The organism is Pedobacter sp. GW460-11-11-14-TSB4, from assembly GCF_059423705.1.
This window is the reverse complement of sequence record NZ_JBWKYI010000009.1, coordinates 179,960-196,199: the sequence shown is the minus strand read 5'-3', so window position 1 is coordinate 196,199 and position 16,240 is coordinate 179,960. Positions and strand designations below refer to the sequence as shown.

The 16,240-nt window shown below is 39.7% G+C and carries 16 protein-coding genes; 13 read left to right on the top strand and 3 right to left on the bottom strand.

Annotated features, from left to right (window positions below):
* Positions 1-4: 4 nt before the first annotated feature.
* Together AC07YT_RS11730 and AC07YT_RS11725 are read left to right on the top strand one after the other, a co-directional pair.
* A complete protein-coding gene (locus AC07YT_RS11730; RefSeq protein WP_494945323.1) occupies positions 5-1,030 on the top strand; it encodes a hypothetical protein in 1,026 nt (341 codons plus the stop codon).
* Entirely contained in the window at positions 996-3,449 is a 2,454-nt protein-coding gene (locus tag AC07YT_RS11725; protein ID WP_086547973.1) for a hypothetical protein, read from the top strand. The genes AC07YT_RS11730 and AC07YT_RS11725 overlap by 35 nt, the downstream gene beginning before the upstream one ends.
* 286 nt (positions 3,450-3,735) lie before the next feature.
* Here AC07YT_RS11725 and AC07YT_RS11720 read toward each other — a convergent pair whose 3' ends face one another.
* The gene (locus tag AC07YT_RS11720; protein WP_086547974.1) at positions 3,736-4,782 is read right to left on the bottom strand and encodes a 3-oxoacyl-ACP synthase III family protein; all 1,047 of its coding nucleotides are present in this window, start codon (positions 4,780-4,782) and stop codon (positions 3,736-3,738) included.
* A gap of 168 nt (positions 4,783-4,950) precedes the next feature.
* On the opposite strand from AC07YT_RS11720, the gene AC07YT_RS11715 reads away from it, so the two are divergent.
* Positions 4,951-5,232: an ATP-dependent Clp protease adaptor ClpS gene (locus AC07YT_RS11715; protein WP_029274160.1), complete on the top strand. Its 282-nt coding sequence runs from the start codon at positions 4,951-4,953 to the stop codon at positions 5,230-5,232.
* A 137-nt stretch (positions 5,233-5,369) separates the two neighbouring features.
* Here AC07YT_RS11715 and AC07YT_RS11710 read toward each other — a convergent pair whose 3' ends face one another.
* Together AC07YT_RS11710 and rsmA are read right to left on the bottom strand one after the other, a co-directional pair.
* Complete coding sequence (locus AC07YT_RS11710) at positions 5,370-5,969, bottom strand: thioredoxin family protein (RefSeq protein WP_086547975.1); 600 nt, start codon at positions 5,967-5,969, stop codon at positions 5,370-5,372.
* Between the two features lie 405 nt (positions 5,970-6,374).
* Positions 6,375-7,160: a 16S rRNA (adenine(1518)-N(6)/adenine(1519)-N(6))-dimethyltransferase RsmA gene (gene rsmA, locus AC07YT_RS11705; protein WP_086549434.1), complete on the bottom strand. Its 786-nt coding sequence runs from the start codon at positions 7,158-7,160 to the stop codon at positions 6,375-6,377.
* 154 nt (positions 7,161-7,314) lie between these two features.
* Between rsmA and pdxA the strand changes: the two genes are divergently transcribed.
* The 10 genes from pdxA (at position 7,315) to accC (ending at position 16,214) form a co-directional block, all read left to right on the top strand.
* Positions 7,315-8,394: a 4-hydroxythreonine-4-phosphate dehydrogenase PdxA gene (gene pdxA / locus AC07YT_RS11700; protein ID WP_086547976.1), complete on the top strand. Its 1,080-nt coding sequence runs from the start codon at positions 7,315-7,317 to the stop codon at positions 8,392-8,394.
* A 286-nt stretch (positions 8,395-8,680) separates the two neighbouring features.
* The gene (locus AC07YT_RS11695; protein ID WP_086547977.1) at positions 8,681-9,868 is read left to right on the top strand and encodes an MFS transporter; all 1,188 of its coding nucleotides are present in this window, start codon (positions 8,681-8,683) and stop codon (positions 9,866-9,868) included.
* Positions 9,865-10,383, top strand: a complete 519-nt coding sequence (locus AC07YT_RS11690) for a hypothetical protein (protein WP_086547978.1) — start codon at positions 9,865-9,867, stop codon at positions 10,381-10,383. Before AC07YT_RS11695 ends, AC07YT_RS11690 begins: the two co-directional genes overlap by 4 nt.
* Complete coding sequence (locus AC07YT_RS11685) at positions 10,380-11,219, top strand: sulfurtransferase (RefSeq protein WP_086547979.1); 840 nt, start codon at positions 10,380-10,382, stop codon at positions 11,217-11,219. The genes AC07YT_RS11690 and AC07YT_RS11685 overlap by 4 nt, the downstream gene beginning before the upstream one ends.
* 159 nt (positions 11,220-11,378) lie before the next feature.
* Complete coding sequence (locus AC07YT_RS11680) at positions 11,379-11,909, top strand: YceD family protein (protein WP_086547980.1); 531 nt, start codon at positions 11,379-11,381, stop codon at positions 11,907-11,909.
* A 15-nt stretch (positions 11,910-11,924) separates the two neighbouring features.
* Positions 11,925-12,116 (top strand): 50S ribosomal protein L32, encoded by a 192-nt coding sequence (gene rpmF, locus AC07YT_RS11675; protein ID WP_025143959.1) that lies wholly within the window; start codon positions 11,925-11,927, stop codon positions 12,114-12,116.
* A gap of 101 nt (positions 12,117-12,217) precedes the next feature.
* A complete protein-coding gene (plsX, locus tag AC07YT_RS11670) occupies positions 12,218-13,156 on the top strand; it encodes a phosphate acyltransferase PlsX (RefSeq protein WP_086547981.1) in 939 nt (312 codons plus the stop codon).
* Positions 13,157-13,174: 18 nt separating this feature from the next.
* A complete protein-coding gene (locus AC07YT_RS11665; protein ID WP_086547982.1) occupies positions 13,175-14,173 on the top strand; it encodes a beta-ketoacyl-ACP synthase III in 999 nt (332 codons plus the stop codon).
* A 117-nt stretch (positions 14,174-14,290) separates the two neighbouring features.
* A complete protein-coding gene (accB, locus tag AC07YT_RS11660) occupies positions 14,291-14,767 on the top strand; it encodes an acetyl-CoA carboxylase biotin carboxyl carrier protein (RefSeq protein ID WP_086547983.1) in 477 nt (158 codons plus the stop codon).
* A gap of 106 nt (positions 14,768-14,873) precedes the next feature.
* On the top strand, positions 14,874-16,214 hold the full coding sequence (accC, locus tag AC07YT_RS11655) for an acetyl-CoA carboxylase biotin carboxylase subunit (RefSeq protein WP_057931790.1): 1,341 nt from the start codon (positions 14,874-14,876) through the stop codon (positions 16,212-16,214).
* Positions 16,215-16,240: the final 26 nt, after the last annotated feature.

The following is a 16,240-nucleotide window of genomic DNA, read 5'->3' as shown; positions in this document are numbered from 1 at the left end:
TGATATGCGCAAGATAAGTATTTTAGTGGTTTCTGTATTTCTCTTCTTTGGTTGCAGGCAAAAATCAATTGTTCATCCAACTTTTTATTATTGGAAAACTGATTATAAAAACAAAAAAGCAGAAACCGGTTATCTCGATCAATTTAAGTCGAAATCTTTATACGTACGGATTATGGATGTAGATTTTAATCCTGATCTGCAACTCCCAGTGCCTGTTTCGCCGATTAAATTTTCAGATCCTTTACCTAAACAGGTTCATATTATTCCTGTTGTATTTATCGTAAACCAGGTTTTTGACAAGATTGACACCATGCAAACAGCGGTGATGGCCAATCGCATTGCTAAATTTGTGGAGGCTAAGGTAAAACAGTCTGGACAACAAAACTACCAAGAGCTTCAGATAGATTGCGATTGGACCAAAGGCACCAGAAACAGGTATTTTAAATTTTTAGCGCAATTAATGGATAACCCACTTTTAAAGGGCAAAACCATTTCGGTAACCTTGCGATTGCACCAAATCAAAAATATGGTGTCGAGCGGGGTTCCCCCGGTAGAGAAAGGCATGTTAATGTGTTACAACATGGGTAACCTGCGTAAATACGGCGAACAGAATTCGATATTGGATCAGCACGAAATGGATGTTTACCTTAAGGATTATCTGGAGCAATATCCCTTAGCACTTGATGTTGCCTTACCCATTTTCGAATGGGCAGTGGTATTCAGGAACGAACAATACGGAGGTATTTCAAAGCGGATTGGCAAAGTCCAGATCGAGGATAAAAAACTTTTTAAGCAGAGGGGAAATTCCATTCTCTACGACTTGCTGGCTGATTATCCCGCAGCTGGATTAAAACAGGGCGATGTGGTAAGATGGGAACAGATTTCTCCTGAAGATTTACTACATACCTCTAAATTTTTATCACGATATTTAGCCCCCAGAGACCGGAATCTTGTTTTCTACCATTTAGACACCGACCTATTAAAACATTTTACCCATGAAGACCTTCAAAAAGTTATCGCTAATTTTTAGTGTATTCCTGATTACTTTTTTCGGCGAAATTGCCGTAAATCTTGCCTGTGGCGGTGAGATAGATCCCTACGATTATTACATTTCTTATTTCCACAACAATATTGAAGGAGATGAATATTCTCCCTTCGCCTATAACCAGATGGTGTACCTGAACAGTGAAACGGATATAGAAAGCGAGCCTGATATCAACAGCCGTGAATGGGCAAAATACCTCAACGTAAAAAAGGAGGATGTGCTAAAAGTAATGTACAAAACCGACAGTGCCACTGATGTAAAACTGGTGAATTTTGATGGAAATCTTTCTCAATTACCGGATAGCTTACAACAGAACAGTTTTATCCAGGCCTTAAGCAAACGCAAAGAACCTTTAAAGTATTATCAATTCGCCAAAAGCTGCGAACCGCTGGCCAATGTAGATTTTAGTCTTTGGGACCCAAAACCACGCGATACCACAACGATGGGCTCAAAAGCCAAAGAAGCTTTGAAATTAACAGAAGCTGAAAAAGACGATTTCCTGAAACTACGTTATGCTTACCAATCGCAACGTATGTTCCATTTTGCCGGTTATCACAGCGAAAGTAAATCAACTTACGAGAAATATATTAAAACAAGCAAGCTCAACAGTTCGGTTAAGGGCTGGGCATTGGCATTGTATGCCGGATCGACGCGCAGGTTGGGCAATCCTGAAGAATCGGCCTTTTTATTCTCGAAGGTTTTTGCGAGTAATCCCGAACGACGAGTCCAGGCCTATAAAAATTATTATTATACCAGTTCGCCCGTTAATGGGGCATTGAAATATGCCAAAACCAATAACGAGAAAGCCAATATTTGGGCAATAAATGGATTTGGTGATGCTGATTCGGGTATAGAAAGCCTGAATAAAGTTTATCAGTACGAACCGAAAAGCCAGCTTAACGGCACGCTGCTGGTGCGCGAAGTAAACAAATTAGAGCAAGATCTTATCGAGGCAAACGATATTGCCAAAATTGGCTATAATTATTATTTTTCTGATAATGGCAATCCGAAATATAAAGACAGTTTAAAAAATATTAACCTAAAACACCTGAATGAAATCAGGAATTTTGCTGTAAAACTGGCCACGGAGAAGAAATATCCTCAGCCTGAACTGGGTACCTTAACCGCCGCTTATTTATCATGGATGGAGAATAAAGATTTCTTAGCCTCAAATTACCTGGCCATATTAAAACCAGATAAATTACCGGAAAGATTACGCGATCAATATCGAATCACCGATTTATTGATCAAGGCCAAAAACATCAAAAAAGGAAATCCTTTTAATGAGAACGATTTATTGCCGACCTTAAAATGGCTTGATGAAAAACGTTTTGCAGAAAACAGTGAGCAACCAAAAGGGCCATATTATTATGATACTGATCGCGCCAGCAAACGCTTTAGCAGAACGACCAGAAACTTTTATCAGCAGTTATTGGCTCCAGCTTATTTGAGTATGGGCGATACCGCAAAAGCAGCATTAGCCATGGTTAAAGGCGACCTGGAATACAAAACCTTAAAAGAGAATTCGCTTTTCCAGAATATGAGTTATCAAAGCATTGCTTTTTGGCAGAAAAATTTGAGCCCGAAAAGTATGCAGGGGCTGGCCGTTTACAAAACAAAAGCAGCTGGTAATGATGTTACTGCTTTATTGGCCTCAGCCTTAAACCAACTTAAAAATGATGACTTTTATGAATTGTACGGTACTACTTATTTACGTACACATCAATACGATAAGGCTGTTCAAATGTTTGCAAAGGTTTCTCCAAACTATAAATATTTTAATCCAGAAAACTGGTATGGAGATGAATCTAATGCAAAACTTTATGCTAATCCTTTCATCGAAACGATAAACGATTATCCGAAAAAGTATGTAACGGCGAAAGCATCCATTACCAAAAAAGCTTTTGCGGCCGAAATGCTCCGCTTACAGAAATTAAGCATTAGCGATAAAAAGAACGCTGCGCTTTATTATTACAAAATGGCGAATGCTGTTTATCAAACTGGTTATTATGGCAACAGCTGGTTTTTAATCAGCTACGACTGGTCATCATATGACAACAGCAACCCGGCAAAATATGTATATGATGGCGATTATAAAAAAGCGCAAACAGCAAAAGCCTGGTATTTAAAAGCCAGGGCATTAAGTACCAATGCCGATTTTAAGGCAAAATGTACTTTTATGTTGGCTAAATGTTTGCAAAAGCAGATTATCATGAATGCCAATCCGCTATCATTTTATTATTACGATAAAAAAGATGTGAAATGGAGAAATTTTATCAAGGCAAATTATAACAACCCTTATCTTAAAGAATTAAGGTTTAGTTATGCAAAAACGCCTTTTTATGCTGTCGCAGCTGGCGAATGCAGTTATCTGGGAGATTTTATCAGGCCAAAAACGCAATAGTCACGTTTGACCATTAAGAAGTTAAGTTAGTTAATAAAAATGCAGTCGTCATCTCGACCGAAGCAACGCGGAGTGGAGAGATCTTTAGCTATAGATTTAGCTTCGCTGAGCACTACGTGGTTCTCGACTTCGTTGCACTCCGCTCGAAATGACGAATTTATATTGATGAGACAATTACTTATTTTATCCTAACTTGCCTGACTATTTTACCTAAACCCTAAACCCTAAACCCTAAACCCTAAACCCTAAACCCTAAACCCTAAACCCTAAACCCTAAACCTTAAAACTACCACCTAATCAGCGCACTGGCCCAGGTAAAGCCTGAACCGAATGCCGCGAGGCAAACCAGATCGCCATCTTTAATTTTGCCAGCTTCCCAGGCTTCACATAAAGCTATCGGAACAGAAGCAGCCGTGGTATTGCCATATTTTTGAATATTATTAAAAACCTGATCATCATTTAGGCCTAACAACTGTTGCACATACTGACTGATACGCAAATTGGCCTGATGTGGCACCAACATATCAATATCTTTCTCCGTTAGGTTATTTGCCGCAAGGGCCTCTTTAATTACTTCAGGAAATTTCACCACTGCTTTTTTGAAAACCGACGGACCATCCATATATGGCAAAGCTGCGCCACTGTCTAAAATTTCCTGCGTCATAAATAACCCACCTAATTCTTGCTCAGGATAGGCAGGTTTATCTTTCAACCATTTATTGGCATGAGCGCCTGGATAATACATGGCCAGGATTTCGGCATCGGCACCATCGCTGTGTAAATGTGTACTTAAAATTCCTTTCCCCGGCTCGTCTGTAGGTTGCAGTACCACAGCACCAGCACCATCACCAAAAATAACCGATACATTACGGCTTCGTGTTTCAAAATCCATGGCAAACGAATGTTTCTCGCTCCCCACTACCAGCACATTTTTATACATGCCTGTTTTTACAAACTGATCGGCCACCGAAAGTGCATATACAAAACCAGAACATTGATTTCTGATGTCCAAAGCACCGATCTCGCCCATGCCCATTTCTCGCTGCAGCAGCACACCACATCCCGGAAAATAATAATCGGGGCTCAAGGTAGCAAAAACAATAAAATCGACATCTTTAGCGGTAATCCCGGCTCTTTCTATAGCAATTTTGGCCGCCTCGATGCCCATGGTGGTAGTGGTTTCCTCATTGCGATCGGCAAAACGACGTTCTTTAATACCCGTACGTTCCTGAATCCAGGCGTCGTTGGTATCCATAAAACGGCTTAGATCATCGTTGGTATATACATTTTTCGGAACGTAGTAACCTATTCCGGCTATTTTAGACTGGTGCATACTCGTATATTATTTGGTTAACAAATGTATTAAAAGGGACGGAAGAATATGTAAAATGTACGATGTAAGATGTTGTATGGACTTATGTTACTGCACCTCATCCATTTTACCTATTCCATCTTACATTAAAACTATTACATCTTCCATAAAAATAGTTATTTTTGCACCATGTCTACAGAAACCAAAGAAGAGACCTTTACGCTCGAAGAAATTTTAACTTCCCTAAAAACCGTACATCGCCTTATTTTGTGGAATGATGATATCAATACTTTCGATCATGTGATTTATTGTATGATGAAATACCTGGATTATAACGAATCGCAGGCCGAAAAAATTGCATGGAAAGTGCATAATGATGGAAAATGCCCGGTTTTGGAAGGCTCATTTACCGAAATGGAAGTTTACCGTAAAATTTTACAGCAAGAAGGATTAACGGTTTCTGTTGATTAAGGCTATTTTCCGGCGAATCGTCATGCTGAACTTGGTTCAGCATCTTTCCTGCAAAATAGACCCTGAAATAAATTACCTGCGGTGAGCTCGCCAAGGCTCGGTTCAGGGTGACGAGCTACAAAAAACGCAGCCAGGTATTACCCTTCCAAGCCCTTCAAAAGTTCATTTAATCCAGCCTGTGTAGTCTGCGTTTTATCTTTAGCGTACCAGCCATGAAGTTTTTCGGCTAAAATTGGCATATCAGTACTTTCTTTTTTCCACTCTTTTAAAAGCTCCTGCAAAATTTGTGGTCTTGGACCCCAGGTTCCTAAAACTTGGTCTGTTGATTCATTTAACACAATTAAAACCGGAATAGCTCTTCCTCCATTGGTTAAATGCGCATCAATTAATGGCAGATTTTTATCTCTAAGCACAAATTTCAGGTCAATTTTACCTAATGAGGCCGTCGCGATTTTATTAAATACCGGAACAATCTGAGCAGCATCGCCACACCACCCTTCAGTAATCACCAAAAATTTATAATTCCCCTTAAGGTGATCAATGGTTGAAATCAACTCATCAGTTAAGCTGATCGTTTTATCCACACGACTCATCCTTTGCACATTCATTTTAGTATAGTGCAAATCGTAAGTTACATCACCAGTAGCCTTTCCCTCTAACAGAAGTTGGTCAATCAATGCGCGGTAGGTTAAATAGTCTATGCCTTGTTCCTCAAAAATTTCGCGATAATTTATCATAAGATTTCCTAAAATTACAGCGCAAAGGAAAGGAGAAATTCAATGAAAATAATCACGGATTTGCAAGAAAACGCAGGCGATTAATTGCACAGATTTTGGGATTACACAGCTGTTTCAGCTGGCAAGAAAAAGAATTCTATGATCGTATAAATGCTGATTTTTGTAGTGTCCCATTTTTGATTAAACCCGATAGGAGCGAAAAACACGAAGGTGAGGAACGAACCAAGGCTTTGAAGCGGATAGCGGGACCGCTGCAACCGAAATGAACAGAAACCTGCTTTTCGTATTTATAACATTCGCGTTTAAAAAAGATCTCGAAATAAATTACCTTCGGTGAGCCCGCTTAAAGCTCGGTTTACTGCGTGGCTTTTCGCAGCGCTACAGGTCAGGGTGACGATTGCATCACTAAGCTTCCATCAACTTAGTTACATGTTGTGTTAAGGCTACAAAATCTGCAACGGTTAACTGCTCTGCACGTTTCTCAAAATAAATATGATCGTCCATTTTATCTTTAGGCATTACCGCAGAAACCGCATTACGCAAAGTTTTTCTCCGCTGGTTAAAACCAGCCTTAACCACCCGCCAGAATAATTTTTCATCGCAGTCTAAAGTCTCCACTTCATTTCTGGTCAAGCGGATCACTGCCGAGTGCACTTTTGGCGGTGGATTAAATGTACCCGGTTTAACCGTAAACAGATACTCAATCTTATAATAAGCCTGAAGAAACACACTTAAAATCCCGTACTCTTTGTTACCCGCAGGCGCCGCACAACGTTGGGCAACTTCTTTCTGGAACATGCCAACCATTTCTACAACCTTGTTGCGGTTATCTAAAATCTTAAATAAAATCTGAGAAGAGATGTTGTATGGAAAATTGCCGATAATGGCAAACTGACCTGGGAAAATAGCATCGAAATCGAGTTTCAGAAAATCGCCATTAATCAACCGGTCGCCAAGCTGAGGGTATTTTTCATTCAAAAAATGGAAAGATTCGGTATCGATATCAATCAGATAAGTTTCTAAGTCTGTACGTTGCAACAAAAAATCAGATAAGATCCCCATTCCAGGCCCTACCTCTAAAACCTGTTTATATTTATCGGTATTCACCAAAGCCTCCACAATGCGGTTGGCAATGCCTTTATCGGTTAAAAAATGTTGACCTAAATGTTTTTTCGCTTTTACTAAACTCATACCCCAAACCCCTGAAGGGGCTTTAAAAATTAAAATTCTTTGCAAAGATAGGCTTATTATTTCTTTGCAAATCACTTTGCGTACTTTGCGGTTTCATTTTTTTTAAAGGGTTTAAACGAAAATCAGTAATTTGCGCTAAAATTTTCCAGTAATTATGAGCAATAAACTTAAAATTGGCATCAGTATAGGCGACGTGAACGGTATAGGTTTAGAGGTAATCATTAAAACATTATCCAATCCTGCCATTTTAAATTATTGTACTCCAATTGTTTATGGCCACACCAAGGTTTCATCTTTTCATAGAAAGGCAAATAACCTGGGCGATTTTAGTTTTAATGTTGTTAGCCATGCCAACCAGGCACAGCCAAAAAAGGCAAACATGATTAATTGCTGGGAAGAAGATGTAAAAATCGAATTGGGTCAGGTTACGGCAACCGGCGGAAAATATGCCCTCTTATCATTAGAGCGTGCCACAGCCGATCTGGTAAATGGCGATATTGATGCGCTGGTTACGGCCCCGATCAATAAACATAACATTCAGTCAGAAACTTTTGCTTTTCCCGGCCATACCGAATACCTGCAGGAAAAAAGCGGCAGTAAAGATGTGCTGATGTTTTTGATCAGCGAAAATTTACGCGTGGGTGTGGTAACTGGTCACATCCCGGTGAAAGATGTTCCGACCTCAATCACAAAAGAAAAAATTATCAGCAAATTAAAGCTGATTAACGAAAGTTTAAAAAAAGACTTCTGGATCGAAAAACCAAAAATTGCGGTTCTGGGCTTAAATCCTCATGCCAGCGATAATGGCTTGTTAGGCACCGAAGAAGCAGAAATTATTACACCAGCTATTCAGGAAGCTTACGATAAAGGTATCGTTTGTTTTGGTCCATACCCGGCTGATGGCTTTTTTGGCAATGGCAGCTACAAACAGTTTGATGCAGTTTTGGCCATGTACCACGATCAGGGTTTAATTCCTTTTAAAACACTGGCTTTCCATAATGGTGTAAACTATACCGCTGGTTTAAATTTCGTTCGTACTTCTCCCGATCACGGAACAGGTTACGATATTGCAGGTAAAGATTTAGCGGATTCGACTTCATTTACCGAAGCTTTATTCTCAGCTATCCACATTGTAAAAAACCGTAGAGAACAAGAAGAAATGTTGGGCAATCAATTACGCACAGGCGGTAAAGTGGTTGAAACACAGTTTGACATTAAGGATGATGCTTCTTAAGGTAGAAGGCTGAGGGTAGAAAGGTGGAAGGTTTGCAAATCGCGCACCTGTCTTCCGAATTCGGACACCCGACACCTGACTTATTGAAAACTTAGGTGTATTAAGGTGTCTTAGGTGGTCAATTTTTTTTGCAAAGCAAGGCCTGTTTTTCATCGGTTCCGAAAGCCCTGCTATGCGTTACAATCTTTTTTGTAATTGCCAGGCTGTGCTGTTAAATTACTGCAACAAAAAAGGATTTCCACTTCTATCAGGTTTATTTTAGTTAAAATTGTGCATCAAATTTAAAATGAGCGGCACTAAAAAACCTAGTTACATTCTCCCCACAATTGTTATTGCGCAGTTTCTATGTACTTCTTTGTGGTTTGCAGGCAATGCGGTATTACCCGATATTGTTAAAAACTTCCCTACCGAAACCAATCTGCTGGCCAATCTGACCAGCATGGTGCAGTTTGGCTTCATCAGTGGAACATTAGTTTTCGCTTTTTTTGCCATTTCCGATATTTTTTCACCTTCAAAAGTGTTCTTTATCTGCGGCATAGCAGCTGCGTTATTTAACCTGGGCATCTGTGTGGAATTACCCAATGTTCACTTATTATTGCTTTTTCGCTTTTTAACTGGTTTTATGTTGGCTGGAATCTACCCCGTTGGTATGAAAATAGCATCCGACTACTTTAAAGATGGACTGGGAAAATCCTTAGGTTTTTTAGTTGGTGCATTGGTACTTGGCACTGCATTTCCGCATTTGTTAAAAACATTTACAGCAAATTTTGCCTGGCAATATGTAATCTTTGCTACATCTGCTTTATCTGCAACTGGCGCTTTGGCGATCTTGTTGTTTGTACCCAATGGTCCGTTTAGAACTGTCGGGCAAAAATTTAATTTCCATTCTTGTTTTAATGGCTTCAAAAATCCGCATTTTCGATCTGCTGCTTTCGGTTATTTCGGGCACATGTGGGAACTTTATACCTTTTGGGCATTTTTACCCGGCATGTTGCTGCTTTTCAATACTACACATCCTCATGTTACGCTAAATATCCCACTGTTTTCCTTCTTAATTATCGCATCAGGAGGCCTATCCTGCATGATTGGCGGTTTGCTCTCCCAAAAATTTGGGGCAAAACGGATTGCCACCATTGCCTTAAGCCTATCTGGCCTATGCTGCTTGCTCTCTCCTGTTTTTCTATTCAGCGGTTCGGTTTATCCTTTTATGATATTTTTATTTTGCTGGGGTCTGTCTGGCACGGCAGATTCGCCATTGTTCTCTTCTTTAATTGCCAAACATGCACCCGAAAACCTTCGGGGAACTTCGTTAACCCTGGTAAATTGTATCGGTTTTGCCATCACAATTGTCAGTATCCAGGCGATTAATCTGTTAGCTAAAGAAATAAATTCCCATTATCTTTATATGGTTTTGGCTATTGGTCCAGTTTTGGGTATTGTGGCACTATTAAAAAAGCATAATGATGTAAAATGAAGAAATTCCAACTCATAATTGCTTTGTTATGCCTAATCAATATACAGGCATTTGCTTGTACATGCTATGAAATCACAACAAAGCAGGCTATTAACGGTGCGCAGATTGTAATGAAGGGGAAAGTTATTTCAAAAATTTTAACACATAACCTTTCTGATATAAGCACAATAAAAACCAGCGATACCACAAATATTCATTATGTAATGGCTCATAGGATTTTAATGGCAGTGGTGAAAATCAAAATAAACAAGCTTTACAAAGGAAAAATTTCCTCAGACACTATCACAATGATCACTCCGAAAATGAGCGCAAGTTGTGACTTTAACTTTCAAATCGGCGACGAATATATTGTATATGCAACCAACCACGACACGACATTTATGTCAAGCAAATTTGAGCGAAAATCAAAAGACATCAATACCTATTGGACGGATCAGTGTAGCAGAACCATGCTGTCTAACCAATCAGAAGAAGATCAGATAAAAAAGATATTAAAAGGAAAAAAATCAAAATGAATTCACAATCACCTATCATAAAACCAGCAGAATTAACCTGGTTAAACCAAGACGATGAAATCGTAATTATCGATGCAAGTGCCGGGTCAAAAGCCAGATACGACGAACAACACCTGGCCGGCGCCCTCTTTGCCGATGTAAATAACGATTTAGCTAACATCGTAGATTTTGCGGTGGGCGGAAGACATCCTTTACCTACTTTCGGGCAATTTTCAGCTGTTTTACAGCGGCTCGGCATTACCAAAAACAGCCATGTGATTGTTTACGATGATAAAAACGGTGGTAACGCAGCTGCAAGGCTCTGGTGGATGCTTAAAGCTATCGGCCATAAAAAGGTACAGGTAATTGACGGAGGCTTTCAGGCAGCCGTTAAAGCGGGCTTCCCAACAACTGATAAAATAGAAATCCCAAAATCTGTTGAGCAATATGAAATCACAGCCTGGAACCTGCCACTATCAGATATCAACGAAGTTGAAAAAGTAGCCAAAACCGACGATCACATCGTGATTGATGTGCGCGATGCCAACCGTTTTGCAGGCCTTACTGAACCGATCGATTTAATTGCAGGCCATATCCCAGGTGCGGCAAATATTCCCTATACCGAAAATTTAGATGCTTCAGGTGCTTTCCTCGCTCCCGAAATATTGAAAGAAAAATATGCTGAAGCCCTGGCACATGTTAAACCCGAAAATGTAATTGTACACTGCGGCTCGGGCATTACCGCCTGCCACACGCTATTAGCAATGGATTATGCAGGCTTACCAATTCCTAAACTTTATGTTGGCTCGTGGAGCGAATGGAGCAGGAATAACAAAGAAATGATTTTGGCAGATTAGCCTTCTTACAGACCTTACAGGTTTCTGAAACCTGTAAGGTCTTACAGTATTTCAATTAACATTCTGAAAACCTGTTCGATTAACATCAACAATTTTTAAAAAACATTTTTAATCTAATTATTTTATCCCTACATTTGCAGGCTAAAATTTTACAGTACTTTGAACCCACTAAAACAATTTTCATTACCGTTTACCGGATTAAAATTGGGAACTCATCAGTTTGATTATGAGCTTGATGACCGCTTTTTTAATGCATTTGAGTATTCGTTAATTAAAAGCGGAAATTTAAAAGTAGACCTGGAACTTGAGAAACAAGAGACCATGTTGCTTCTAAAATTCAAAGTTATTGGTACCGTAAATTTAGATTGCGATAAATGTTTATCTGAGTTTTCGTTACCGGTAAATCTTTATGAAAGGCAGATTGTAAAGTTTGCTGAAGATGAACTGGAGAGTGACGACGAAGAAATTATTTCGCTAAGCCGTAAAGATACCGAGATTGATATATCTGGTCCTTTATACGAGATGATTAACGTAGCGGTACCTTATATCAAAAACTGCGAGCAGGCAGATAAAGATTGTGATCAGGAAATGATTGATCGTTTAAATCAATTATCGATCGAGAAGCAGGCTGAAGAAAATGAACAAACAAGCGACCCACGTTGGGAAGCCCTTAATAAGTTAAAAAAATAATTAGATTATACACCAATGGCACATCCAAAACGGAAAATCTCGAAACAGAGAAAAAATAAAAGAAGAACACACTATAAAGCTGTTACTCCTTCTTTAGCAACATGCTCGGCAACAGGTGCTATTCACGTACCTCACCGTGCTTACAACGTTGATGGTAACTTATACTACAACGGCAAACTGGTTATCGAAAATACTCAGATAGGGTAATTTTCTTAAAAAATTGTTTGTGTTTTCAGCGGCTTTAGTCATACCTTAGTCAACTGAAAAATTCAGGATTACACCTGACTTAACACAAACAGATTTTTTCTATGAAAATAGGCCTCGACATAATGGGCGGAGACTATGCTCCCAAAGCAATTGTTTTGGGAGCAATAGCTGCTCATCAATCGCTTAACGCTGGAGAGCATTTAGTTCTTATTGGCGATACCGAACAGATTAAACCCATTCTTGCAGAAGAAGGTTTTAATCCAGATCATTTTGAATACGTTCATACTGATGAAGTAATTGGTATGGGCGAACATCCCACCAAAGCAATCGTTCAGAAACCAAATTCGAGCATAGCAGTTGGTTTTAACCTTTTAAAAGAAGGTAAAATCGATTCTTTCGCAAGTGCTGGTAACTCTGGAGCCATGTTGGTTGGCGCAGTTTTTAGCGTTAAAACCATCCCGGGCATTATCCGCCCTTGTTTATGTACCATTCTTCCGAAAATTAAAGGCGGCACGGGCTTACTGTTAGATGTAGGTGCAAATGCCGACTGCAAACCCGATATTTTATTACAATTTGGCGTTTTAGGCAGTTTATATGCAGAAAATCTTTTGCAGATAAACGATCCGAAAGTAGCCCTGATGAATATTGGCGAAGAAGATGAGAAAGGAAACATGTTAAGCATGGCTACTTTTCCGTTAATGAAAGACACCAACCTCTTCAACTTTGTTGGTAATGTGGAAGGAAGAGATTTATTTAACGATAAAGCCGATGTAATTGTATGTGATGGTTTTACCGGAAATGTAATGCTAAAATTAGCAGAATCGTTTTATGTACTGACCATTAAAAAGGGACTTAAAGATGAATTCTTCGATCGTTTTAATTATGAACAATACGGTGGAAGTCCGGTTTTAGGTGTTAACGCTCCCGTTGTTATCGGACATGGAATTTCTAGTCCGTTAGCTGTTAAAAATATGGTTCTGCAATCCAGGGAAATGATCACCACAGGATTAGTAGAAAAAATTAGAATGGCATTTAAATAATTTATTAAAATTCTTAAAATGAGTAAAATTCACGCTGCTATTACAGCAGTAAATGGTTACGTTCCCGACTATGTGCTTACAAACGCAGAGTTAGAAACCATTGTTGACACTTCGGATGAATGGATTACCAGCAGAACGGGAATTAAAGAACGTAGAATTTTAAAGGGAGAAGGTTTAGGTACTTCCGATATGGCTGTTCACGCTGTAAACGGTTTACTTAAAAAGAGAGGAATTGATGCAAAAGAAATTGAACTGATTATCTTTTGCACCACTACTCCTGATTTTACTTTCCCTGCAACAGCAAACGTTTTAGCTGATAAAATCGGTGCTACCAATGCCTGGGGTTACGATTTACAGGCCGCTTGTTCTGGCTTTATTTTCGGGCTTTCTACAGGTGCATCGTTCATCGAATCGGGAAGACATAAGAAAGTTTTAGTGGTTGGTGGCGATAAAATGTCGTCAATCATCAACTACGAAGACCGTACAACCTGTATCATTTTTGGTGATGGTTGTGGTTGTGCTTTATTAGAGCCAAATGAAGAGGGTTTTGGTATTCAGGATTCTATCCTGAGAACAGATGGTGCAGGAAGAGATTTCTTAGGCATGAAAGCAGGTGGTTCGGTTATGCCGGCAACACACGAAACTGTTGATGCCAGATTACATTTTGCACACCAGGAAGGCCCAACAGTATTTAAATTTGCGGTAACCAATATGGCCGATGTTGCTGCCGAAATTATGGAACGCAACAGCTTAACTGCTGATGATGTGGCATGGTTAGTACCTCACCAGGCGAACAAACGCATTATCGATGCTACTGCCAACCGCATGGGCGTTACTACCGATAAAGTAATGATCAACATCGAACGTTACGGAAATACAACCAACGGCACAATTCCTTTATGTTTATGGGAATGGGAAAGCAGACTGAAAAAAGGCGATAACATCGTTTTGGCTGCATTCGGTGGTGGTTTTACCTGGGGTTCGGTATACCTTAAATGGGCTTACGACACTAACTAGTCAGAAGTCCTTAGTCCGGAGTCCGATTAATGGCCTTCAGCAATAAAAAAATAAAACAAAAAAAGTATAACTTAGTTAATTCAATAAACACTATTTTTTACATAACTAGCCTAAAAAATGGATATCAAACAAATACAGGAACTGATTAAATTTGTTTCTCGTTCTGGAGTAAATGAAGTTGCTATTGAGCAGGAAAACTTCAAAATCACGATCAAAACAAACCAAGCACCAACAGTTGTGCATGCTACCGTACCACAGGCTCCGCTTGTACAGGCTGCTGCCCCTGTTGCTACAGCTCCTACTGCTCCGGTTGCAGCTACACCTGCTGTACCAGCTGCAGAAGACACTTCAAAATACTTAACCATCAAATCTCCGATGATCGGTACTTTCTACCGTTCGGCTAGCCCAGACAAACCAATGTTTGTTAATGTTGGCGACGAAATTAGCACAGGTAAAGTAGTTTGTATTATCGAGGCAATGAAACTTTTTAACGAAATCGAAAGTGAAATTTCTGGTCGTATCGTTAAAATCTTGGTTGATAATGCTTCACCAGTAGAATACGATCAACCGTTATTTTTAGTAGAACCTATTTAAAGATTGACGTCACCCTGAATTTATTTCAGGGTCTTCTTTTTAAATGGATGCTGAAATAAATTCAGCATGACGATTATTTTAAAACAGAGACGAAACGTAAAAAATTATGTTTAAAAAAATACTAATTGCCAACAGGGGTGAAATCGCTTTGCGTATTATCCGTACCTGTAAGGAAATGGGCATCAAAACGGTTGCTGTTTACTCTACCGCAGATCGCGAAAGTTTACACGTACGTTTTGCTGATGAGGCTGTTTGTATTGGCCCCCCTCCTAGTAAAGATTCTTATTTAAATATTCCAAATATTATCTCGGCTGCAGAATTAACTAACGCCGATGCCATACACCCAGGTTATGGTTTCTTATCAGAAAATGCTAAATTTTCTAACATTTGCCGCGAGTACAACATCAAATTTATTGGTGCAACACCAGAGCAGATCAATGGCATGGGCGATAAAGCCTCTGCAAAAGAAACCATGAAAATTGCCGGTGTACCAACCATTCCAGGATCAGAAGGTTTGCTTACCAGCGTTAAAGAAGGTATTGCAATTGCAAATGAAATGGGCTATCCGGTGATCCTAAAAGCAACTGCCGGTGGTGGTGGCCGTGGGATGCGTGTGGTTTGGAAAGACGAAGATTTCGAAAATGCATGGGATAGTGCCCGTCAGGAATCTGGTGCCGCCTTTGGTAACGATGGTTTATATTTAGAGAAATACATTGAAGATCCACGCCACATCGAAATCCAGATTATCGGAGATCAGTTTGGTAAAGCCTGTCACTTATCAGAACGCGATTGTTCAATCCAACGCCGTCACCAGAAATTGGTAGAAGAATCTCCTTCTCCTTTCATGACCGATGAACTTCGCGTAAGAATGGGCGAAGCCGCTATTAAAGGTGCAATGGCCGTAAATTACGAAGGTGCTGGTACAATCGAGTTTTTGGTTGATAAACACCGTAACTTCTACTTCATGGAAATGAATACCCGTATTCAGGTAGAGCACCCGGTTACTGAAGAAGTGATTAACTTCGATTTAATTAAAGAACAGATTAAAGTTGCTGCCGGAATTCCGATTTCGGGTAAAAACTACTTCCCTGATATGCACGCGATTGAGTGCCGTATCAACGCCGAAGATCCAGCAAACAACTTCCGTCCTTCACCAGGTAAAATCACCAATTTCCACTCTCCGGGTGGCCATGGTGTTCGTGTTGATACACACGTTTATGCTGGCTATTCAATTCCTTCTAACTACGATTCGATGATTGCTAAATTAATCTGCGTTGCACAAACGCGCGAAGAGGCAATCTGTACAATGGAGCGTGCTTTAGGCGAATTTGTAATTGAAGGGGTGAAAACAACCATTCCTTTCCACCTGCAGTTGATGAAAGATCCAAACTTCAGAGCAGGAAATTTCACTACGAAATTCATGGAAACGTTCGAATTTTCAGAATAATAAAAGTATTTCTATACTTAATCATA